General features: G+C 75.3%; 16 protein-coding genes. 9 read left to right on the top strand and 7 right to left on the bottom strand.

Annotation, left to right across the window (positions count from 1 at the left end; all coding sequences use genetic code 11):
- Window positions 1–103: 103 nt before the first annotated feature.
- Window positions 104–1,243, bottom strand: coding sequence for an aminoglycoside phosphotransferase family protein (locus tag ACI2LW_RS25780; RefSeq protein WP_404733581.1), 1,140 nt, complete (start codon window positions 1,241–1,243; stop codon window positions 104–106).
- 234 nt (window positions 1,244–1,477) lie between these two features.
- Here ACI2LW_RS25780 and ACI2LW_RS25775 point away from each other — a divergent pair, with 234 nt between their 5' ends.
- Window positions 1,478–2,971 (top strand): hypothetical protein, encoded by a 1,494-nt coding sequence (locus ACI2LW_RS25775; RefSeq protein WP_404733580.1) that lies wholly within the window; start codon window positions 1,478–1,480, stop codon window positions 2,969–2,971.
- Between the two features lie 104 nt (window positions 2,972–3,075).
- Here ACI2LW_RS25775 and ACI2LW_RS25770 read toward each other — a convergent pair whose 3' ends face one another.
- Window positions 3,076–4,575, bottom strand: coding sequence for a PP2C family protein-serine/threonine phosphatase (locus tag ACI2LW_RS25770; protein ID WP_404733579.1), 1,500 nt, complete (start codon window positions 4,573–4,575; stop codon window positions 3,076–3,078).
- Between the two features lie 417 nt (window positions 4,576–4,992).
- Here ACI2LW_RS25770 and ACI2LW_RS25765 point away from each other — a divergent pair, with 417 nt between their 5' ends.
- The gene (locus ACI2LW_RS25765; RefSeq protein WP_404733578.1) at window positions 4,993–5,406 is read left to right on the top strand and encodes an SsgA family sporulation/cell division regulator; all 414 of its coding nucleotides are present in this window, start codon (window positions 4,993–4,995) and stop codon (window positions 5,404–5,406) included.
- Window positions 5,407–5,569: 163 nt separating this feature from the next.
- Here ACI2LW_RS25765 and ACI2LW_RS25760 read toward each other — a convergent pair whose 3' ends face one another.
- The 3 genes from ACI2LW_RS25760 to ACI2LW_RS25750 form a co-directional block, all read right to left on the bottom strand.
- Window positions 5,570–6,595 carry a Gfo/Idh/MocA family protein gene (locus tag ACI2LW_RS25760; protein WP_404733577.1) on the bottom strand — a complete coding sequence of 342 codons (1,026 nt, stop codon included), beginning with the start codon at window positions 6,593–6,595 and terminating at the stop codon, window positions 5,570–5,572.
- A gap of 73 nt (window positions 6,596–6,668) precedes the next feature.
- Window positions 6,669–7,769: a chemotaxis protein gene (locus ACI2LW_RS25755; protein ID WP_404733576.1), complete on the bottom strand. Its 1,101-nt coding sequence runs from the start codon at window positions 7,767–7,769 to the stop codon at window positions 6,669–6,671.
- A gap of 229 nt (window positions 7,770–7,998) precedes the next feature.
- Window positions 7,999–9,612, bottom strand: a complete 1,614-nt coding sequence (locus ACI2LW_RS25750) for an alpha/beta hydrolase (RefSeq protein ID WP_404733575.1) — start codon at window positions 9,610–9,612, stop codon at window positions 7,999–8,001.
- 684 nt (window positions 9,613–10,296) lie between these two features.
- Here ACI2LW_RS25750 and ACI2LW_RS25745 point away from each other — a divergent pair.
- The 4 genes from ACI2LW_RS25745 to ACI2LW_RS25730 all read left to right on the top strand — a co-directional run bounded on the left by ACI2LW_RS25745 (window position 10,297) and on the right by ACI2LW_RS25730 (window position 13,982).
- Window positions 10,297–10,917, top strand: coding sequence for a chaplin (locus tag ACI2LW_RS25745; protein ID WP_404733574.1), 621 nt, complete (start codon window positions 10,297–10,299; stop codon window positions 10,915–10,917).
- A 327-nt stretch (window positions 10,918–11,244) separates the two neighbouring features.
- Entirely contained in the window at window positions 11,245–12,108 is an 864-nt protein-coding gene (locus ACI2LW_RS25740) for a GNAT family N-acetyltransferase (protein WP_404733573.1), read from the top strand.
- Between the two features lie 57 nt (window positions 12,109–12,165).
- Complete coding sequence (locus ACI2LW_RS25735; RefSeq protein ID WP_404733572.1) at window positions 12,166–12,969, top strand: GNAT family N-acetyltransferase; 804 nt, start codon at window positions 12,166–12,168, stop codon at window positions 12,967–12,969.
- A gap of 89 nt (window positions 12,970–13,058) precedes the next feature.
- The gene (locus ACI2LW_RS25730; RefSeq protein ID WP_404733571.1) at window positions 13,059–13,982 is read left to right on the top strand and encodes a Rieske 2Fe-2S domain-containing protein; all 924 of its coding nucleotides are present in this window, start codon (window positions 13,059–13,061) and stop codon (window positions 13,980–13,982) included.
- A 562-nt stretch (window positions 13,983–14,544) separates the two neighbouring features.
- Here ACI2LW_RS25730 and ACI2LW_RS25725 read toward each other — a convergent pair.
- A complete protein-coding gene (locus ACI2LW_RS25725) occupies window positions 14,545–16,110 on the bottom strand; it encodes an SDR family oxidoreductase (RefSeq protein ID WP_404733570.1) in 1,566 nt (521 codons plus the stop codon).
- Window positions 16,111–16,250: 140 nt separating this feature from the next.
- Between ACI2LW_RS25725 and ACI2LW_RS25720 the strand changes: the two genes are divergently transcribed.
- From ACI2LW_RS25720 to ACI2LW_RS25710, 3 genes are all read left to right on the top strand, one after another.
- Entirely contained in the window at window positions 16,251–16,781 is a 531-nt protein-coding gene (locus ACI2LW_RS25720; RefSeq protein ID WP_404733569.1) for a MarR family winged helix-turn-helix transcriptional regulator, read from the top strand.
- A gap of 317 nt (window positions 16,782–17,098) precedes the next feature.
- Window positions 17,099–19,243, top strand: a complete 2,145-nt coding sequence (locus tag ACI2LW_RS25715; RefSeq protein ID WP_404733568.1) for an MMPL family transporter — start codon at window positions 17,099–17,101, stop codon at window positions 19,241–19,243.
- Between the two features lie 184 nt (window positions 19,244–19,427).
- The gene (locus ACI2LW_RS25710; RefSeq protein ID WP_404733567.1) at window positions 19,428–19,592 is read left to right on the top strand and encodes a hypothetical protein; all 165 of its coding nucleotides are present in this window, start codon (window positions 19,428–19,430) and stop codon (window positions 19,590–19,592) included.
- Between the two features lie 112 nt (window positions 19,593–19,704).
- On the opposite strand, the gene ACI2LW_RS25705 is transcribed toward ACI2LW_RS25710, so the two are convergent.
- The gene (locus ACI2LW_RS25705; protein ID WP_404733566.1) at window positions 19,705–20,751 is read right to left on the bottom strand and encodes an acyl-CoA dehydrogenase family protein; all 1,047 of its coding nucleotides are present in this window, start codon (window positions 20,749–20,751) and stop codon (window positions 19,705–19,707) included.
- Between the last annotated feature and the right edge of the window lie 21 nt (window positions 20,752–20,772).

Genomic DNA, 20,772 nt, shown 5'->3' with positions numbered 1-20,772 from the left:
GGGCGGGGTGCGCGCGGAGCGGGCATGACACAGGTCCGTGCCGGCGCCCCCTCGCGGTGGGCGCGCCACGGACCTGTGTCCCCTTCGGCGAGTGCCGTCCCCGTCAGCGGGTGCCGACGGCCGCGCGCACTGCCCGCCGGGCCAGCTGGCAGTCGTCGTGCAGCCGGCGCAGCAGCAGCCGCTGTTCCTCGCCGGAGGGAGCGGCACCCGCCTGGGCCGTTCCCGGTGGCAGCGGAGCGGCGTCGTGCATCGAGCGCTGCACGGCCGTCTCGTAGGTGCGGATCTCGCGGGTGAGCACGAGCATCAGGTTCACCAGGAAGGCGTCCCGCGCGGCCGGTCCCGCGGACTGGGCGAGCTGGCTGATCTGGCGGCGCGCCACCGGCGCGTCCCCGAGCACCGCCCACAGCGTCGCCAGGTCGTAGCCCGGCAGGTACCAGCCCGCGTGCTCCCAGTCCACCAGCACTGGACCGGCCGGTGAGAGCAGGATGTTCGCGAGCAGCGCGTCGCCGTGACAGAACTGGCCCATGCCCTGCCGGCCGGCCGCGTGCGCGATGCCGTGCAGCAGCTTCTGCAGGTCTCCCATGTCCCGGTCGGTGAGCAGCCCCAGTTCGTGGTAGCGGGAGATGCGGGCCGCGTAGTCCAGCGGGGCGTCGAAGGTGCCCGCCGGGGGGCGCCAGGCGTTCAGCCGGCAGATCGCGCCCAGGGCCGCCCTGAGGTCCGCCCGCGGCGGGGTCTCCGCCGGGTGCCGTTGGAGTGCGGCCACCCTGCCGGGCATGCGCTCGATCACCAGCGTGCAGTTGTCCGGGTCCGCCGCGATCAGCCGGGGCACGCGGACCGGGGGCCGGTGCCGGACGAACGAGCGGTATGCGGCTATCTCGTGCCGGTACCGCTCGGCCCAGGCGGGGGAGTGGTCGAGTAAGCACTTGGCGACGGCGGTGCTGCGTCCGGTCGTGCCGACCAGGAGGACGGACCGCCCGCTGCGGCGCAGCACCTGCACCGGAGCGAACTCCGGGCAGATCCGGTGCACGGAGGCGAGCGCCGTGCGCAGCTGGGCGCCCTGGGGGCCGGACAAGTCGATTCTCCCGCTGAGCGGTTGTGTGCCGATCCCCGCGGGGCGCCGCGTCCGGTTCGCGCCGAGGACGGGGGGCGCCTGACGCGCGGGGTCGAGGTAGGGGCCGCCGGCGCCCTGGCGGGGACGCAGCGGCCGGGGCGGGGCGGACACGGAGGACGATGCTGCGTACATGGGCGATACAGATCCCTTCGTGTGCCTGCTTGCTTGACGCGCCGCCCGGCCCGGTCGCCCGGGTGCACCCTGGGGAATGTCCCCCGGCGACCGGGTCGGGATGGCGCGTTCCTACCTGACACCCGTTGCCCACTGGCACACCATCTGGCGCACCCTGGCGAACCCTGGCGAATAGTCGCCCGGCAACTCTCGGCGGGTCTACTGTCAACTCAGCCGAGTACCTGGGGGCTTGACGTGACAGGACAACCCAACACCCGTCTCGCGGACCTGTTCGGCCTGGCCGGCTGGTCCAAAGGGGAGCTCGCGAGGCTGGTCAACCGGCAGGCGGCGGCCATGGGCCACCCCCAGCTGGCGACCGACACCTCCCGGGTGCGGCGCTGGATCGACATGGGAGAGATCCCGCGCGATCCCGTGCCGAGGGTGCTGGCGGCCCTGTTCACCGAGCGTCTCGGCCGTGTCGTGACCATCGAGGACCTCGGTCTGGTACGGCACGGGCGTGCGGGGAGACGGCAGGGCGGCGGGAGTGCGGAACTTCCCGACGGAGTGCCGTGGGCGCCCGAGCGGACCGCCGCGGTCCTCACCGAATTCACGGGAATGGACCTCATGCTCAACCGACGCGGCTTGGTGGGCGCGGGTGCCGCGCTCACCGCGGGATCCGCACTCAGCGGCGCCATGCACGACTGGCTGAAGACCGATCCGACACTCAAGGCCGACGCTCCCGACCTCGACCGTCCCCTGCACGCCGACCCCGCTGGGTACGACCGCTACGAGGCCGCCCCCATCGGGTCGCAGGAGATCGAGGAACTGGAACGCTCGGTGGAGGTGTTCCGGGCCTGGGACGCGGCCCGCGGCGGCGGGCTGCAGCGCAAGGCGGTGGTCGGCCAGCTCAACGAGGTGGGCGGCATGCTCGCCTACCGCCACCCGCCCCACCTCCAGCGGCGCCTGTGGGGCGTCGCCGCCAACCTCGCCGTCCTCGCGGGCTGGATGTCGCACGACGTCGGCCTGGAACCCACGGCCCAGAAGTACTTCGTCATCGCCGCCCACGCCGCACGCGAGGGCGGCGACCGGCCGCGCGCGGGGGAGGCGCTGTCCCGGGCGGCGCGCCAGATGGTGCATCTGGGCCGGCCCGACGACGCGCTGGACCTGATGAAGCTGGCCCGCGCCGGTTCCGGCGAGGAGGTGCTGCCCCGCACGCGGGCGATGCTGCACACCATCGAGGCCTGGGCGCAGGCGTCGATGGGCAAGGGACAGGCGATGCGCCGCACCCTCGGCCGGGCGGAGGAGCTCTTCGTCTCCGACAAGGGCGACGTGCCGCCGCCGAGCTGGATGCAGACCTTCAAGGAGGAAGACCTGTACGGCATGCAGGCCCTCGCCTACCGCACCCTGGCGGAGCACGAGCCGGGCGCGGCCGTGCACGCCCAGCACTACGCGGAGAAGGCGCTGGCGCTGCGCAACGACGGACGGCAGCGGTCGAAGATCTTCGACTTCCTGTCGATGGCCTCCGCCTGCTTCATCGCGGACGACCCCGAGCAGGCGGACCGGTACGCGCGACTGGCCCTGGTGTCGATGGGCTCCAACTCCTCCCACCGCACCTGGGACCGCCTGCGCGAGATGTACCGGCTCACCGGCCAGTACGCCACCTATCCGAGAATCAACGAGCTGCGGGAGGAGATCCGGCTGGCCCTGCCCAAGGGCATGGGCAAGGATCTCGGCAGCGCACCGGCGTAGCCGCGCGGTGCGCGCGGGCAGCGGCTGTCTGTCGTGAGGGCAGCGGCTGCCGTGAGGGCGGTCCCTCGGGCCGGGGCAGCACGTCGTGACGGCGGTCTCCGGGGCTAGGACAGCACCCGGACGGCCAGCACGCAGGCGTGGTCCTCGCGCCGCGCCGTGCCGAACTCCTCCACCACCAGGCGCAGGCAGTCCCGTGCGCCGTCCGCCCGGCCCAGCCTGGGTGCCAGGCCGAGCAGCGGGTTCCCGCCGGCCCTCTCCGCCCCCGGTCCGTCCTGGCGCGGGCCGTCCTCCTGAGGACGGGCAGGCCGCCGGGGCACCAGCCCGTCGGTGTGCAGCACGAGCACATCGCCCACCCGGAGGGTCTCCTCGGCCTGCCCGTAGCGGGCCGCCGGGGCCGCGCCGAGCAGGGCGCCGCCGGGCGCGGGCAGCGCGCGCCCCGTCCCGCCGCGGAAGAGCAGCGGGGCGGGGTGGCCGGCCTGCGCCCACAGCAGGGTGCGGGTGGCGGGGCGGTAGCGGCAGCACACGGCGCTGCCGAGGGCGGGGCGCACGGTGGCGCCGAGGAGCTGGTTGAGCCAGGTCATCAGCGGGCCGGGCGCGGTGCCGGCCATCGCCATGCCGCGCAGGGCGCCCAGCAGCATCGCCGTGCCCGGAGCGAGGCCCGGCCCCTGCCCGGTCAGGCCGCCGACGCCGAGCAGGATGTCGCCGTCGGGCAGCTCCAGCGCGTCATACCACTCGGCCCCGAGCGGCGTGTTCGCCGGGGCGGGCAGGCGGTGGGCGGCCAGGTCGAGCACGGCGTCGCGCCCGCGCGGGAGCCGCAGGGAGCCGCGCCACGGCGGCGGCACGGCCTCCTGCGGCTCGACCGCGAGCCGGTGCCCGGTCTGCGCGAGGCTCCGGTGGTGCTGCAGCGAGTCACGGGTCTCGCGCACCGCCGACTGACTCCGACGCAGTTCGCTGACGTCCCGCAGCACCGCCCACATCGAGGCGGTGCCGCCGTCGGCGTCGAGCACGGGCTCGCCCATCATGTGCACCGTGCGCACCGTCCCGTCGGGCCGCACGACGCGGAACTCGCCGTCGATGCGCTTGGCGTCGACCAGGCAGTCGGTGACCATCGCGGTCAGCCGGGGACGGTCCTCGTCGAGCACCAGGGAGGGCAGTTCGTCGAGGGTGAGCGCGGGGGCGGCGGGGTCCCGGCCGAGGATCCGGTACAGCTCTCCGGACCAGTCGGCCTCGTCCGTCAGCAGGTTCCACTCGGCGCTGCCCACCCGGGCGAGCAGCGAGCCCTGGCGTGCCGCGCCATCGGGTCCGGCGGCCTCGTGGCCGGTGGCCGCCGGCGCGGCGGCCACCACCTCGTGCACCGCGTGCACCGGCGGCGGGCCGTCCCTCAGCTGAGCCAAGTGCTCGCCCAGATCGGCGAGCTGATGCAGCGCCAGTTCGCACAGCGCCCTTTCCCACCGGCTCCGGGGGTCCGACACGTCCTCCCGCGCCCCCCGCCGTACGGCGTCCACCTCGCCCCGGAGCCGGCGCGCCTGCGAGATCAGGGCGTCGACCTGGCCGCGTCCCGGCGGCTGGCCGGGTGAGCGGTCCGCGGAGAGGTGGGACGGCATGACGTACTCCGATGCGGGAACGGTGCGACCGGGGCGGCGGGGGACCGGTTACGACTGTCGCACAGCCGGCGACTGCCCGTAAGGGATTTGGCAACACACGATACGGTGGTGCTTCAGGCATATGCCACCGTCTTCCCGGGCCGATCGGGCGGTGTCTTCGCAGTAGTGCCGCAAGCGGTGAAGGCGTAGGCGTGGTACGCGATCCGACGGAGCGCCGGCACTCTTCGCACGTCGTTCGGGCGTGCGTTCCCCGGCGGTGTGTTCGACCGGGTGCGGGTCGGCGGACGCATCCCGCGCCGGCGTGACGCAGGTCACATCAATTGGTGGGTGCTCCGGCGTAATGCGATCGGCTCCTGCGGGCTCCTAACAACACACGGCAGAACCGGCCGACCTGACGACCCGCAGGGGAGACGGACCATGGACATCACCCTCGAGCAGCCCGCCCGCGCCCGCCTGATCACCGCGGACGAGCGCGAGCGCCCGGTGCCGGCCACGCTCCGCTACGCCTCGGCCGACCCCTTGGCCGTACACCTGGACTTCCCGCCCGAGGCCTCCCTCGACGGCGACGACGTCTCGTGGACCTTCTCCCGCACCCTGCTGGCGGACGGCCTCGACCAGCCGGCCGGGACGGGCGACGTGCGGCTGTGGCCGTGCGGGCAGTCGCGTACGGTGCTCGAGCTGCACTCGCCGTCCGGCATGGCCCTGCTCCAGTTCGACACCCCGGCGCTGCGCCGCTTCCTGCTGCGCACCTACGCCGTGGTCGCGCCGGGCCGGGAGGACGTGGCCGCGGCCGTCGACCGCGGCCTCGGCACCCTGTTCGGCGCGGTGTGACCACGGGGGTGCGACTCGTGGGGGTGGTGTGACGCGGCGGTCCGGTGCGACTCCTGGGGGTGGTGCGACCCGCGGCGGTGCGGTGCGGTGTGACGCGGCGGTGCGACCGGCGCGCGGGAGGAGGGTGGCCGGTGCGGGCCGCCGCGGCGCGGGCTCGTCGCCGTCAGCGCGCGCCGGGCGCGTAGAGCTCCGGGCGCGGGGCGAGGGCGACCGGCACCCGGCCGCCGTTCTCCAGCGACCGCACCCCGGCCTCGGCGACCACCGCGGCGGCGTAACCGTCCCACACGCCGGGGCCGGTGACCCGTCCGCGCCGGGTCGCGTCGACCCAGGCCTGCACCTCGCGGTCGTAGGCGGCGGCGAAGCGGACCAGGTAGTCCCGCGGCACCTGCGCGCCCGCCCCGTCGGCCGTGGTGACGACCACTCCGTGCTCCTCGCCGATCCGGGCGCTGCCCGCCTCGCCCACCGCCTCGCAGCGCACCTGGTAGCCGAAGCCGCAGTTGACGAAGACCTCCACGTCCACCAGGGCGCCCCGTTCGGTCTCGAAGAGCACGAACTGCGGGTCCTGCAGCCCGGCCGGAGCGCCCGAGGAGGGCGCCGGACGCAGCACGGTGACCGCGGTCAGCTCCTGCCCGAGCAGCCAGCGGGCGGCGTCGATCTCGTGCGAGACCGAGCTGTCGACCAGCATCGCGCTGGTGAAGTGCGGCGGCGAGGAAACGTTGCGGTGGACGCAGTGCAGCATCAGGGGCCGGCCCAGCCGCCCGCTGTCCAGCAGGGACTTCAGCCGCAGATACTCGCCGTCGTAGCGGCGCATGAAACCGATCTGCGCCAGCCGCCGCCCGAGCCGGGCCTCCGCCTCCACGACGCGCAGCGCCCCTGCCGGGTCCGGAACCATCGGCTTCTCGCACAGCACCGGCAGCCCGCGCTCGAAGGCGGCGAGCAGGGCCTCCTCGTGCGCCGGGCCCGGCGAGGCGATCAGCACCGCCTCGACCCCGGGCGCCTCGAGCGCGGCCACCGGGTCGTCGTGCACGGGCACGTCCGCGAGGCCGCCGACGGCCGCCTTCGCCCGCTCGGTGTCCGGGTCGGCCACCGCGGCGACCCTGGCCCCGCTCACCACCCGTTCCAGACGCCGTATGTGATCGGCACCCATGTGCCCGGCACCCAGTACGGCCACGCCCAGCAGGTCACCCACGTGCGCACTCCCTCCTCGCCGACGCGTTCCGCCGTAGCGTAGACGCGCCGGTGAGGAGACGGCCGCGGCGCCCTCAGTAGCGCAGCACCCCGGCGATGCCGTCGGCCTCGGCGAGCATGCCGTCGGGCACGAAGCGGACCTCGGCGCCGGTCTCCAGGCACTGCTCGACGATCTCGTCGACGACGTCCTCGCGCGCACCGGGAGTGTCCGGCTCGGCCGGCACCAGATGGTCGCCCGCGATGTCGCGCACCGCCACCCGGTAGTCCTCCTCCACGGCCAGCAGTCGTATCCGGCCCTCCCGCGCGGTGCGCCACACCTCGTCGACGCCGGCCGCGTACGCCCGGCGCCCGCGCGCCGCCTCCAGTTCCCGGGCCACGGCGGCCGCCTCCTCGGCGGCCTCCGCCTCCCGCACCGGCGCGATCGCGCGCCACACGGCCTCCGGCGTGCCGTGCGCCAGACCGACGCGCGGCACCTGCACGGCGTCCTTGGCCACGCCGCCGATCTCCTCCAGCGCGGACAGCGCGGCCCGCTCGCCGGTGATGTACAGCCGGTGCGGGTGCTCGCGCAGCACCCTGCTCATGGCGGCGTCCGCCTCCCGCAGGAAGTGGCGGGTGCGCTCGTCCCGGAAGGTGCTCGGCTGGTTGCCGATCCGCTCCTGGCGCTCGGCGTCGAAGTTCTCGGCGAGATCCCTGGTCAGCGGGAAGCCCCCGGTGCGGGCCTCGGTGACCCGTCCGGCGCTGCCGCTCCACAGGGTCACGCGGTCGGCGGAGACCGAGAGGACCCAGAAGGGACGCTCCGCCGTGTGCGCGGAAACCAGGTTGCGGGTCAGGAAGGTGTCGGACAGCACCACCCGCTCGGGGACGGTGCGGCCGAGCGCCCACACCTGGTGCTCGCCCGGGGCGGCGAAGATGGCGAGACCGTCCTCGGCGTACGTCAGATCCACCTCGGCGAGGGCCTGGTCCAGTTGCCGCTCCACCTCCGCACGCCGGTCCCGGGAGACCGCCGGGTCGGATTCCAGCTGTTTCTTGGCCTCGGCCACGACATGGCGCAGCCGCAGCCGGTCCTCGGTGCTGTCGCGTTCGCGGCGGTGCGTCGGCGTGAGCACCGACACGGCGGGGTAGCTGCGCGGACGCCGCAGTTCGGCAAGGGACGCGGGACTCAGATCGTGCTCCATGACAGCACCATAGGGCCGATTCACCTTCCGGGCATTTGGAGCAATTGGGTCACCCGGGCGGGTTGGGTCACCCGGGCGGGTTGTTCGTCCGGGGCGCGGCGAGCGGGGCCGGGCCCGGGCGCCGGCCGCGGGCCCGGCGGGCGTGCCGCGCCCCGGACGGGACCGCGGGTCCAGCCGGCGTGCCGGGTCCGGCCGGCGGCGGGCGGCCGGCGGCGGTGGGGTGCGGCGGTCATCCGCCCGCGGGCGACGGCGCCGTGTCGGCGGCGCAGGAGCTGCCGGAGGGCGGCAGCGAGCCGTACAGCAGGAAGTCGTTCACCTTGCGGTGCACGCACTTGGACGACCCGTATCCGGTGTGCCCGTCGCCCCGGTTGTCGAGCACCACCGCCGAGGAGCCGAGCCGCTTGGCGGTCTCCTCGGTCCAGCGGTACGGGGTCGCGGGGTCGCCGCGGGTGCCCACCAGCAGCATCCTGGGCGTGTCGACGCTCTTCACCTTCTCGCGGATGAAGTCCGTGCCGCGGGGACGGCCATAGCACATCAGCAGCTCGTTGAGGCGGTACCGGCCGAAGACCGGGGAGGCCTGCTCGTACTCGGCGCGCAGCCGGGCGAGGTCCTTGGTGATCTGCCCGGCGGTGGGCCGGTCGGGGTCGTCCGCGCAGTTGATCGCCATCATGGCCGCGGGCAGGTTGTCCAGCGGCACCTCCGCGGCGTCCACCAGCCCGCCGTCGCCGCGCCGCACCGGCTCCTGCCGCCGGGGCAGGGTGACGCCGCCGGAGGAGAAGGTCTCGATCCCGCGCGTGTCACCGTCCTGGACCAGCGAGGCGATCGCCCGTTCGAGGGAGGGCCACATCGCCCTGCTGTAGAGGGCCTGGCCGATCGCCGCCACGAGGGTCTGGCCGGAGAGCCGGCCGCCGGAGCCGGTCGGGACCGGGTTCTCGTCGAGCGAGCGGACCAGTTGCACGACCTGGTCGCCCGCCGCGCGCCGGTCCTGCCCGAACGGACAGGCGATGTCCTCGGCGCACCAGTCGAGGAAGTCCTCCAGCGCCGTCTGCTGGCCCTCGGCGGCCGCCACCCCCTGCTCGGTCAGCGGCTCGGTCAGCGTGTCCACGCCGTCGAGGGCCATCCGGCCGACCTTGTCCGGGAACTCGGCGGCGTAGACGGCGCCGAGCCGGGTGCCGTACGAGAAGCCCAGGTAGTTGAGCTTGTCGTCGCCGAGGGCCTGGCGTATCACGTCCATGTCGCGGGCGGCGTTCACCGTGCCTATGCGGGGCAGCACGGGACCGGAGTTCTCGGCGCACCTCGCCGCCACCTGCCGCCAGGCCGCGAGGACCTTGGTGGCGGCCTTGGGATCGCTCAGGTCCACGGTGTCGTCCGTCGCCGTCCGCGTGCTGGGGTCGCCGGCGTCCAGGCCGCAGCTGACCGGGGAGGACCTGCCCACGCCGCGGGGGTCGAAGCCGACCACGTCGTAGCGGTTGGTCAGGTCCATGAAGTCCTTGCCGCCGGTGGCGAGTTCCGGGACGCCCGCGCCGCCGGGGCCGCCGAAGTTCAGCAGCACCGAGCCCCGCGACGGCCCCGTGGCGCGGTAGCGGGCCAGCGCCAGTTCGAGTGTGCCCGCGCCCGGGTGCGCGTAGTCCAGCGGGACGGTGACCTTTCCGCACTGCATGTCCTTGGGGGCCTGTATGTCGCAGGCGGCCCACGTCACCTTCTGCCGGTAGAAGCGGTCCAGAGCGCCCTCGCCGCCGGCCGCGGCCCGCGCCGGCAGCCCCGCGCCGACCAGGGCCAGCGTGATCGCGCCGGCGCACGCACAGCGCCGGGCCGTGGACCGCGTCGACAGCTTCGCCAGCATCGATGCCTCCAGGGACACTCTGCCGCGGACGGGCACAACGCCCTCGCCCACCATATGCGGACCGCCGCACCCCCGCTTGCCGAAGCAAGCGGGGGTGCGGCGGGTGGCGTCCACCGGCCTGTGGCGTCCACCCGGCGGGCGGCGTTCACCCGGTCGTGGCGTCCCGCCCGGTCGTGGCGTCCCGCCCGGCCGTGGCGTCCGTCTGATCGGCGGCGTCCGTCCGGTCGGCGGCGTCCGCCCGGCGCGGCCCGCAGCCGGGGCGAGCCGGGCCGGGCCGGCCCGTTCCGGCTCCCCGTCCCCGTCCGCGTCCGTGTCCGTGCGCGGACGCCTCACGCCGGGCCCGCCGCGTCCGGTGGAGTCTCCTCGCCGGGAGCCCCACGCCTCCTGCGCCCCACGCCTCCTGCGCCCCACGCCTCCTGCGCCCCACGCCTCCTGCGCCCCAGGTCTCCTGCGCCCTACGCCTCCCGCGTCCCAGTCTCCTGCCGGTGTTCGTACGGCGTTTTGCGTGGCGTTCGAAAGGGGGTGCGCCCAAAGGGGTGAAAGGCCGCTGAGCCATAACCCTGATCGTTCACCGGCGTTTTACCCGGTGCGGGCGAGCGCCCGTGACCATGTCTGGAAGGCAGGGAACCTATGAAACGGGTTACCCGGAACCGTGTGATCGCCGCCGCCGCAGCATCCGGCGCGATGGCGATCACGGTACCCGTGGCCGCCGCGTTCGCGGCCGACGGCGGGGCCGCGGCGGACGCAGCCGCGGTGGGCTCAGGTGGGGTGATCTCCGGCAACACCATGCAGATCCCGGTGCACCTCCCCGTGAACGTGTGCGGGAACACGGTGACCGTCGCAGGGGTGCTCAACTCCTCGGCGGGCAACCACTGCGCCCACGAGTCCGCCGGGGGGGATGGGGCCTCGTCAGCGGGCGGAGCGTCGGCTCTCGGGGGCGGAAAGGATTCGTCCGGCGAGGGCTCCGGCAACGTCGTCCAGCTCCCGGTGCACCTCCCGGTCAACGCCAGCGGGAACACGGTGGACGTGGCGGGCATCGGCAATGAATCCGTCGGCAACAGCTCCACCAGCGAATCCGGACCGGACACCGACGAGCCGGCCCCGGCCCCGGTGACGCCGCCGGAGCGGGCGAAGCCCCACCCGCTGCCCGAGCCGGTGGGCCACACCGCGCCCGAGCCGCACACGCAGGTGTCGCTCGCGCAGACCGGTGCGGACGAGACGCTGCCCGCCGTCGCCGCCTCCGCCGCCCTCCTCCTCGGCGGAGCGGCCCTCTACCGGCGCTACCGGCCCGGCTCGGCCCGCTGACGCCGGTCCGCGCCCCGTGCGGAAGGCCCCACCGGACGCGTGCCCGGTGGGGCCTCGCGCGCTCCCGGACCAGTCGGGTCCACGGTCCCCGGCCACGGCCCGGCCGCCCGCCTCACGGCGGGCGCTGCAGCGTGGCCGGGTCCACGCTTCAACCGCCGTACGGCAACAGCCCGTCGGCGCCCCCGGCCCCGGCTTGAACCGGCCCCCGGCTTGAATCGGCCCCCCGGCTTGAACCCGTCCCCGGCTTGATCCCGCCGTGGTGCGCTTACGCGTGATCGGCAAGGATGCTGCCCATCCCCGCCGCCCCCCACGGAACGGAGCGCGTCCATGACCCTTCCCGCCACCGAAGACCTCGTCGTCACCCGGGCCCGCCTCGCGGACTGGCCGGTGATCAGCGGGTGGGCGGCGGACGAGGGCTGGAACCCGGGCCTGAACGACGGCCCGGCCTTCTTCGCCCAGGACCCGGACGGCTTCTTCCTGGGCCGGATCGACGGTGAGCCCGTGTCGGCGGTGTCCGTCGTCAACCACGGCCCCGACTACGCCTTCCTGGGCTGCTACCTCGTCCGTCCGGATCTGCGCGGCCGGGGCCACGGCCTGGCCACCTGGAGGACGGCTCTCGCCCACGCCGGTGACCGTACGATCGGCCTCGACGGCGTGGTGGCCCAGCAGGACAACTACCGCCGGTCGGGCTTCGAGGCGGCCCACCGCACCATCCGCTTCACCGGCCCCGCGCCCGCCGCCGGCGGCTCCGGGACACCGGACGGCGTGCGGCCCTTCGCCCCCGGGGACCTCGACGCCGTCACCGCCTACGACTGCGCCTGCCACCCCGCCGACCGCCCCCGCTTCGTCGCCCGCTGGCTGACCACGCCGGGACACCGCGCCTTCGTCCGCCGCACCGCCGGACGCGTCACCGGCTACGGCGTTCTCCGCCCGGCCCGCGACTGCCTTCGCGTCGGCCCCCTGTTCGCCGACACCCCCGAGGACGCCCGGGCGCTGTTCACCGCGCTGACCGCCGCCGCCGGGGGCCGTACGGTCGCCGTCGACGTGCCCGAGACGAACAAGCCGGCGATCGCCCTGGCCGAGGAGGCCGGTCTCGCCCCCGCCTTCGAGACCGCGCGCATGTACACGGGGCCGGTCAGGCCGTACGCGCGCGAACGGGTCTTCGGGGTGACCACCCTCGAACTGGGCTGACGGACCACCCCCGGAAACCTCCTTGCCGGGCCGGGCGCGCTCTGCTGGAGTGGGGCCGTGGATCACGCCGCGGTACTCGCCCTGTACGACCGTGACCTGCGCGAAGGCGCCGTCCCTGACGGGCCCGGCGCGCGCGTGGAGCGCACCGCGAGCGTGGTCCGGCAGGTCGGGTCCGCGCACGACTGGAACGGCGTGCTGTGGTCCGCCCCCGACATCGCCGACCCGGACGGCGTGATCGCCGAACAGATCGCCCGCTTCGCCGCGGCGGGTCACGGCTTCGAGTGGGAGCTGTATGGCCACGACCGGCCCGCGGACCTCGGACGGCGGCTGCGGGCCGCCGGCTTCACGCCGGGGCCCGAGGAGACGCTGATGGTCGGCGAGACCGCCGGGCCGGCCCTCGACGCCGAGCCGCCGGCGGGCGTCCGGCTGCGGACCGTCACCGAGGCGACCGGCGTGGACCTGCTGGTCGAGGTCCACGAGCGGGTGTTCGGCACGGACGGCTCGCGACTGCGGCAGCGCCTGCTGGACCGCCTCACGGCCGCGCCGGACACGATCGTCGCGGTCGTCGCCCTCGACGGGGACGAGCCGGTGAGCGCGGGGCGCCTGGAGTTCGTGCCCGGCACCGGCTTCGCCGGCCTGTGGGGCGGCGGGACCGTCGAGGGCCGGCGCGGGCAGGGCCTGTACCGGGCGCTGGTGGCGCTCCGCGCCCGGCTCGCCGCCGAGCGGGGTTGCCGCTACCTCCAGGTCGACGCCACCAGCCGCAGCCGTCCCATCCTCGAACGCCTCGGCTTCACACCCCTGACCACGACCACCCCCTACTCCTACGACCACCCCGAGCACTACGACCACCCCGAGCCGTAAGGCCCGCACCTCCGCCCCTCTTCCGTGCACCCCTGGCCCCCTTCCGCGCGCCGGCGGTTGCCGACGCGCACAGCGGCTACTCGGGGGACATGACACAGCACACCCTCTCCCGTCAGGTCGCGGCGGCGGCCGGCCGTCTCCTGCCCGGCACGGCCGGCCCAGGCCGGGTCCTGCGCAGCATCGACAAGCTCGAACAGTTCTCCGGTGCCGACCGGATGCTCGACGCGGTCCGCCGCACGGTACGCGCCGTGCCGCTCGGCCGCGCCCGGGACGGCCTCCACGGACGATGGCTGGGTCACCCGGTCCATCCGGTCATGGTCCAACTGCCCATCGGCAGCTGGCTGTCGGCCGCCGTCCTCGACGTCGTCCCCGGACAGCGCCGTGCCGTGCGCATCCTGATCGCCACCGGAGTGGTGAGCGCGCTGCCGGCCGCGGTGGCCGGACTGGTGGACTGGGCGGAGCTGCATCGGCAGCAGATGCGCGTCGGCGCGGTACACGCGACGGCCAACGTCCTGGCGCTCACCCTGTACACCGGGTCACTGACCGCGCGCCTGCGCGGCCGGGAGGCGCTCGGCAAGGGACTGGGACTGGCCGGTCTGGCCGCCGTCGCGGCCGGCGGCGCGCTCGGCGGGCACCTCGCCTACCGCCAGGCGTCCGGCGCCAACCACGCCGAGCACGTGCCGCACCTGGTGTCCCCCGGCTGGCACCCGGTCGCCGACCTCGCCGATCTGCCGGACGGCAGGCCGGTGCTCCGTGACATCGAGGGCATCGCCGTCGTCGTGGTCCGGCAGGGGTCCGACACCGTGCACGTGCTGGCCGAGCGGTGCAGCCACATGGCCGGCCCCCTCTCGGAGGGAACGGTCAAGGACGGATGCCTGCAGTGCCCCTGGCACGGCAGCGTCTTCCGGCTGTCCGACGGCTGGAACGTCAAGGGCCCGGCCACGGCCCCGCAGCCGTCCTTCGACACCCGCATCGTCGGGGACCAGGTCGAGGCCCGGCTGCGCACCCCCTAGCGGGGGACGGCCCCGAAGCCGGCCCGCCCGCCCCGAGGAGCCGGGCGAGGCACATGTTCCAGTGGCCGTCGCCCGTCGCAACAGGGGCCGCACCGGTCAGCCTGCGCGGATTCCGGTGCGGCCCCTCTGGCGTGCGCCGGCCGGCCGCCGCGCCGTTCGCGGTGGGTCGCCCTCGCCCGGTCCAGCGCCGTGACGCCGACCGCGGTCAGGGCGATCGGAATGAGCCACTCGATCCAGTCGGTCCAGTCGACGCCCTTGGTGTCCGCCACGCCGAGCGCGGACGCGATCGCCGCGCCGTTCAGCACGGCCATGATTCCGATGAGGATCGTCCACGGAACGCCGGTGTGCTGGCGGCCGGGGGTGGGCGGCCCGCCCCGGGCCGGGGATGCCACGGCCGTGCCGGCCACGGTGCGGGCGGGCCACGGTCCGGTCTGGGCCGGGCACGGCAAGGCAGGCGGTGGGGCCGGAAGGCAGGCGGTGGGGCCGGCGCCGGGGACCGGCAGGGGCACGCCCCCGGCGGCCGTCGTACCGGCCGCGGCGCTCCCCGCCCGCGCCCGCCGCCCTACCGTTCCCGGCGCCCGCCCCCCGCGCCGCTCGCGGGGGCGGTCGCCTCCCGGTCCGCCGGGGCGGTCCCGGCCGAGGCGGCGGCGGCCCGCGCGATGTTGCGGGCCATGCCGCCGAAGACGACGGCGTGGAAGGGGGAGACGCCCCACCAGTAGGCGTGGCCCAGCAGCCCGTGCGGATGGAACAGGGCGCGCTGGCGATAGCGCGTGCGGCCGGCCGGGTCCCGGTCGGCCCGCATCTCGAGCCACGCCAGGCCCGGCAGCCGCATCTCGGCCCGCAGCCTCAGCAGCCGGCCCGGCTCGATCTCCTCCACCCGCCAGAAGTCCAGCGAGTCGCCGACCCGCAGCCGCTGGGCGTCCCGCCGGCCGCGACGCAGCCCGACCCCGCCCGCCAGCCGGTCCAGCCGGCCCCGCAGCGCCCAGGCGAGCGGGAAGGAGTACCAGCCGTTCTCCCCGCCGATGCCCTCGATCACCCGCCACAGCGCCTCGGGCGGGGCCGCGACGGTCCTCTCCCGCCGGTCGGTGTACAGGCTGCCGCCCGCCCAGTCCGGGTCGGTGGGCAGCGGATCGCTGGGCGCTCCGGGCACCGAGGCCGAGGACCAGCGCGTGGTGACCCGGGCGTCGCGGATCCGCTGCAGGGCCAGCCGGACGGCCTCGTCGAAACCGACCGGATGCCCGGGCGGGGTGGGCACGTACCGGGCGATGTCGTTCTCGTGGCAGACCACCTCGTGCCGCAGCGACTCGGTCAGCGGGCGCGCGATGGACGCCGGGACCGGCGTGACCAGGCCGATCCAGTGACTGGACAGCCCGGGCGTGAGCACCGGGACGGGCACGATCAGCCGCCGCGGCAGCCCGGCCACCGCCGCGTACCGCGCCATCATGTCCCGGTACGTCAGCACGTCCGGCCCGCCGATGTCGAAGGCGCGGCTGACGTCCTGCGGCATCCGCGCACTGCCGACGAGCAGCCGCAGCACGTCCCGTACGGCGATGGGCTGGATCCTGGTCCGCACCCAGCTGGGGGTGACCATCACCGGCAGGCGCTCGGCGAGGTAGCGCAGCATCTCGAAGGAGGCGGAGCCGGAGCCGATGATGACGGCGGCCCGCAGCACCGTGGTGGGCACACCCGACTCCAGCAGGATGCGGCCGACCTCGGCGCGCGAGCGCAAGTGCGGCGAGAGGTTCCGCTCGGGCACGCCCGTGGGCGTCAGGCCGCCCAGATAGACGATGCGGCGTACACCCGCGGCCCGGGCCTGTTCGCCGAAGACGCGCGCGGCCCGGCGGTCGGTCTCCTCGAAGTCCCGGCCCGACCCCAGCGCGTGCACCAGGTAGTACGCCACGTCGACGTCCCGCATCGCCTCGGCCACCGAAGCGGGGTCCGTGACGTCCGCCCGCACCACCTCGGCCCGGTCCGCCCACGGGTGGTCGCGCAGTCTGCCGGGGGAGCGGGCCAGGCAGCGCACCCGGTACCCGGCGGCCAGCAGCTCGGGGACGAGGCGGCCGCCGATGTAGCCCGTGGCGCCCGTCACCAGGCAGCGCGGGCGCGTCCCTCGTTCGTCGGTCTCCATCGCCCCTGCCTTCCCTCGGCTGCCTTTCCTCGGCACCGGGGTCCCCCGGCCGCTCGCGTCATCACTTCCCCGCGGTGCGCGGGAACGGATGCGCCCGGTGGGCCGGCCGGGCTACGCGGCCCGTTCTATACCCTGATCGCGTGGCCACAGCAGACGATCCCGAGCAGCCCGTCGCGGGAGCCCGCCCCGAGGCGGAAGCCCGCACCGAGGCGGGAGGCCCGCCGGCGTCCGGCGACCTGCAGGCGTTCGCGGTGGCGCTGCGGCGGATGAACGGCGAGATCAACCGGCTGGTGCTCGCCTTCGCCGGCGACCACGGGCTGCATCCCACGGACGTGCAGGCCCTCGCGGCCGTCCTGGACGCCGAGGGGCCGATGACCCCCGGGCGGCTGCGCGCCCGCCTCGGCCTCACCTCCGGGGCGGTGACCGCGTGCGTGGACCGGCTCGAGCGCGCCGGGCACATCCGCCGGGTGCGGGAGAGTACCGACCGCAGGGTGGTCCACCTGCACTACGCCGCCGAGGCCCGCTCGGCCGCCCGCGCCTACTTCCGTCCCCTGGCCCGGGCGGCCGAGACCGCGCTCTCCCGGTTCGGCGAGGAGGAACTGTCGGTGGTACTGCGCTTCGTCACCGCGCTGAACGAGGAACTCGCGCTGCAGCGCCCGCCCGAGCGCTGACCCCTGCGCACACCCGAACGCCGACTCCGCCGCACACCCGAACGCCGACTCCACCGCGCGCCCGAACGCCGACTCCACCGCGGGCCCGCGCGCCGACCCCGACGCGCGCCCGCGCGCCGACCCAGCCGACCCAGCGGCGGACCCGGGCCGCCCGTGCGCCGTCTCCCGCTGTCCGGTGCATCCGCTGTCCGGTGCATCCGCTGTCCGGTGCGTCCGGTGACCGGCCCGCCGGGGAACACGGAGTGTCGTCTACGATCACCCGGGCACAAGGTGTCTCGATCATTGAGATGCTTTTTCGTGGAGCTGTCTGGAGAGCGATGTCCCTCACCCCCCGCTGGGCCCGCCGGCTGCTCGCGCCGGCCCTGCTCGTGCTCTGGCTCGTCGTCGGCGGGGCCTTGGGCCCCTTCGCCGGCCGGCTCGGCGAGGTCGCCACCAACGACCAGGCCGCGTTCCTGCCCCGCAGCTCGGAGTCCACCGAGGTCATCGCCCAGCAGCGCGCCTTCCGGCAGGACGAGACGCTGCCGGTGATCGTCGTCTGGACGGCCGGTGCGGACGCCCCGGTGCGCGACCGCCGGAAGGCGGCCGGGCAAGCCCTCGCCTCGCTGTCCGGCGTACCCGGCGTCACGGGCCGGGCCTCGCCCGCGGTGCTCTCCAAGGACGGCCGGGCGCTGCGGGGTGTGGTGCAGGTGCGCCCCGACCTCGGCAAGAAGCTCCCGGACACCCTGGACCGGATCCGCGCCGCCGCCGGGCGGGTTCCGGGCACCACCGCGCGGCTGGCCGGCCCGGCCGCGACCCAGGCGGACCTGTCCGACGCCTTCTCCGGCATCGACGGCCTGCTCCTCGGGGTCGCGCTGGCCACCGTGCTGGTCATCCTGCTGCTCGTCTACCGCAGCGTCCTGCTCCCGCTGGTGGTCATCCTCGGCGCCGTGTTCGCGCTGGGCCTGGCCTGCGCGGTCGTCTACGCCCTCGCCCGGCAGGGCGTGGTGCGCGTCGACGGCCAGGTCCAGGGCATCCTCTCCATCCTGGTGATCGGCGCGGCCACCGACTACGCGCTGCTGCTGACCGCCCGCTACCGGGAGGAGCTGAGCGTCCGCGAGGACCGGTACGCCGCCGCGAAGGCCGCGCTCAAGCGGTCCTGGGGCCCGGTCACCGCCAGCGCGGCCACCGTCGCGCTGGGCCTGCTCGCGCTGCTGATCAGCGACCTGACCAACAACCGTGCCCTGGGACCGGTCGGCGCGGTCGGCATCGCCTGCGCGGTGCTCAGCGCGCTGACGTTCCTGCCGGCCGTTCTGGTCCTGCTCGGCCGGGCCGCCTACTGGCCCTCTGCCCCCGCCCGCCCGGCGGACCGCGACCGTGACGGCCTGTGGGAGCGGACCGCCCGGCTGGTGGACCGGGCGCCGCGCCGGGTGTGGGCGCTCGCCCTCGCCGGGCTGCTGGCCTGCGCCGCCTTCGCACCCACGCTGACCAGCAGGGGCGTACCGCTGGAGGAGACGTTCGTCGACGACGCCCCGTCCGTCGCCGCCCAGCGGACCCTCGGCCGGCACTTCCCCGGCGGCGCGGGCAACCCGGCCGTCGTCATCGCCGACGCCGACCGTCTGGACCAGGTCCTGGCCGCCGCCCGCCGCACCGACGGCGTGGCCGACGCCTCGGGCGTGGGCGCCTCCGGACGCCCGGGCGGAGACCCGCTGGTCGTGGACGGCAGGGTACGGATCGACGTGACCCTGCGCGACGCCGCGGACAGCGACGCCGCCGCGCGGGCCGTGGCCCGGCTGCGCACGGCCGTGCACGAGGTGCCGGGCGCGCGGGCCCTGGTCGGCGGCTACACGGCACAGCGGTACGACACCCTGCGCACCGCCGAACGGGACCGCACGCTCATCGTCCCCGTCGTGCTCGCCATCATCTTCCTCATCCTGACCGTGCTGCTGCGGTCACTGCTGACGCCCGCCCTGCTGGTGGCCACCGTGGCGCTCAACTTCCTGGCCACGCTGGGCGTCTCCGCCCTCGTCTTCCGGCACGTGTTCGGCTTCACCGCGACCGATCCGTCCGTGCCGCTGTACGGCTTCGTCTTCCTGGTCGCCCTGGGCGTCGACTACAACATCTTCCTCATGTCCCGGGTGCGGGAGGAGTCGCTGCGGCACGGGGTGCGCGAGGGGATCCTGCTCGGGCTGGTCAGCACGGGCGGGGTGATCACGGCGGCGGGCGTGGTGCTCGCCGCGACCTTCGCCGCCCTCGGGGTGATCCCGCTGGCCTTCCTCGCGCAGGTCGCGTTCATCGTGGCCTTCGGCGTCCTGCTCGACACGCTGGTGGTGCGGTCCCTGCTGGTCCCGGCGCTGGTCCGGGACATGGGGGCCGTCGCCTGGTGGCCGGGGCGGCTGAGCCGGCCGCGGCCCGGCGGGGAGACCGCCGGCCGGAAGGGCACTGACAAGCCCCATGACGGCGGGGAGCGGCCCGCACGGCACTGAACCGCCGGACCGGGACCGCTGGACGGGGTGGCGCGCGGACACGCGCTGCGCCCGGACACGCGCTGTGCCTGGACCGGCCGGTTCCGTGGGCGCGTACATGCTCCGGCCGCCGGCGGGCAGGTGGATTGTACGCGTCGGAAGCCGTCCCGGCGGTGCATGGCAGAACCTGGAGGTGTGTGCCGGTATGAGTGCGAAGGTGTTGGAGCGGTTCCCCGCGGGAGCTCCGCGCGGGTCCTGGCCGGCGGAGGAGTACGCGGCGCGGCGCCGGGCGGAGGGACAGCCCGCCACCGTGGTGATGGATCTGAAGGACGACGCCTTCCTCGTGGTGGTGCCGGCCGAGGAGGACTGAGCGCGTGCCCGCGCGGGCACGCGCCGTCCGGGCCGGGGAGACGCGGTGTGTGCGAGGCACCCGGCCCGCACCGACGGAACCGTCGTAGGCACCGCCCGGCGCGAGCCGGTGCTCAGCCGGCCAGATGGCCGAGGTGGAACCGGCGGACCTCGGCCGTCTGCCCCTGCACCAGCAGGAACAACCCCTCCCGGGCCAGCCTCTGGGCCCGGTTGTCCAGCGCGAGGGACCGGCCGCCCCCGGCCACGACCGCGGCCGTCGTCGCGGCGCGCATGAGGTCGTACGCCCGCGTCTTGAGTGCGAGCCGCTCCTCGATCCGCTCGTACGGCACCGGGTGGTCCCACAGGGCGTACGCCTCCTCCCGCACCTCGTCGAGACCGGAGCGCAGGGAGCGCACGGTGTCCTCCGCCTCGGGGACGCCGTCGAGCAGGTCGAGCGCCGCGTACGCGACACCGAACACGGCAGGGGAGGCGTTGGTGTTGCGCGGCCGGTCGATCTGCGCGAACCGCTTCTGCGGCGTTCGCAGGACCACGGCGTCGTCGGGCAGCCACAGGCCGTCCAGCTCCAGCGACACCGTGCGGGCCGCGCCGAGCGCCGCGAGCCGCATGGGCGGTGACGCGCGCAGCCCCGGCTGCTCGCGCGCCTCGGCGAACGCGAACACCACCTCCTCCGCGGCGGTCACACCCGCCAGCAGCATCAGGTCGTTCAGCCCCCACCCGGTGTACCAGGGCACGGTGCCGTCGAAGCGCCAGCCGCCCCGCTCGGGCACGGCGCGCACCGGGACGCGGGGGAAGGCGCGGACGTGCGCGTAGGCGATCCCGGCCAGCAGTTCGCCGGTCGCCAGCGGGCGCAGCAGACGCTCGCGCACGGGCCGTTCGGCGGCGGCGAGGAGTTTGACGGGGGTGTAGTGCTGCGTGATCACGAACCAGGTGGAGCAGCACGCTCCGGCGAGGACCTCGGCGGTCTCCCGGCCCACCGACGACGGCGCGGCGGACCCGCCGTACTCCGCCGGGGCGCCCAGCCCCAGCAGCCCGGAGCGCCGTACCGCCTCGATGTGGCCCGGGGGCACGCCTTCCTGGTCGACGGTCTCGGCGGCCGGGGCGAGCAGGTCCTCGGCGAGCCGGCGGGCGCGGGTGACGAGGGGGTGCGCGGCGAAGGTCATGCGGGAAATTCTCCCGGTCCT

The organism is Streptomyces sp. NPDC004065 (assembly GCF_044903565.1).
GTDB lineage: Bacteria > Actinomycetota > Actinomycetes > Streptomycetales > Streptomycetaceae > Streptomyces.
Note: the sequence above shows the minus strand (reverse complement) of the source record. Positions and strands in the feature narration are given on the sequence as shown.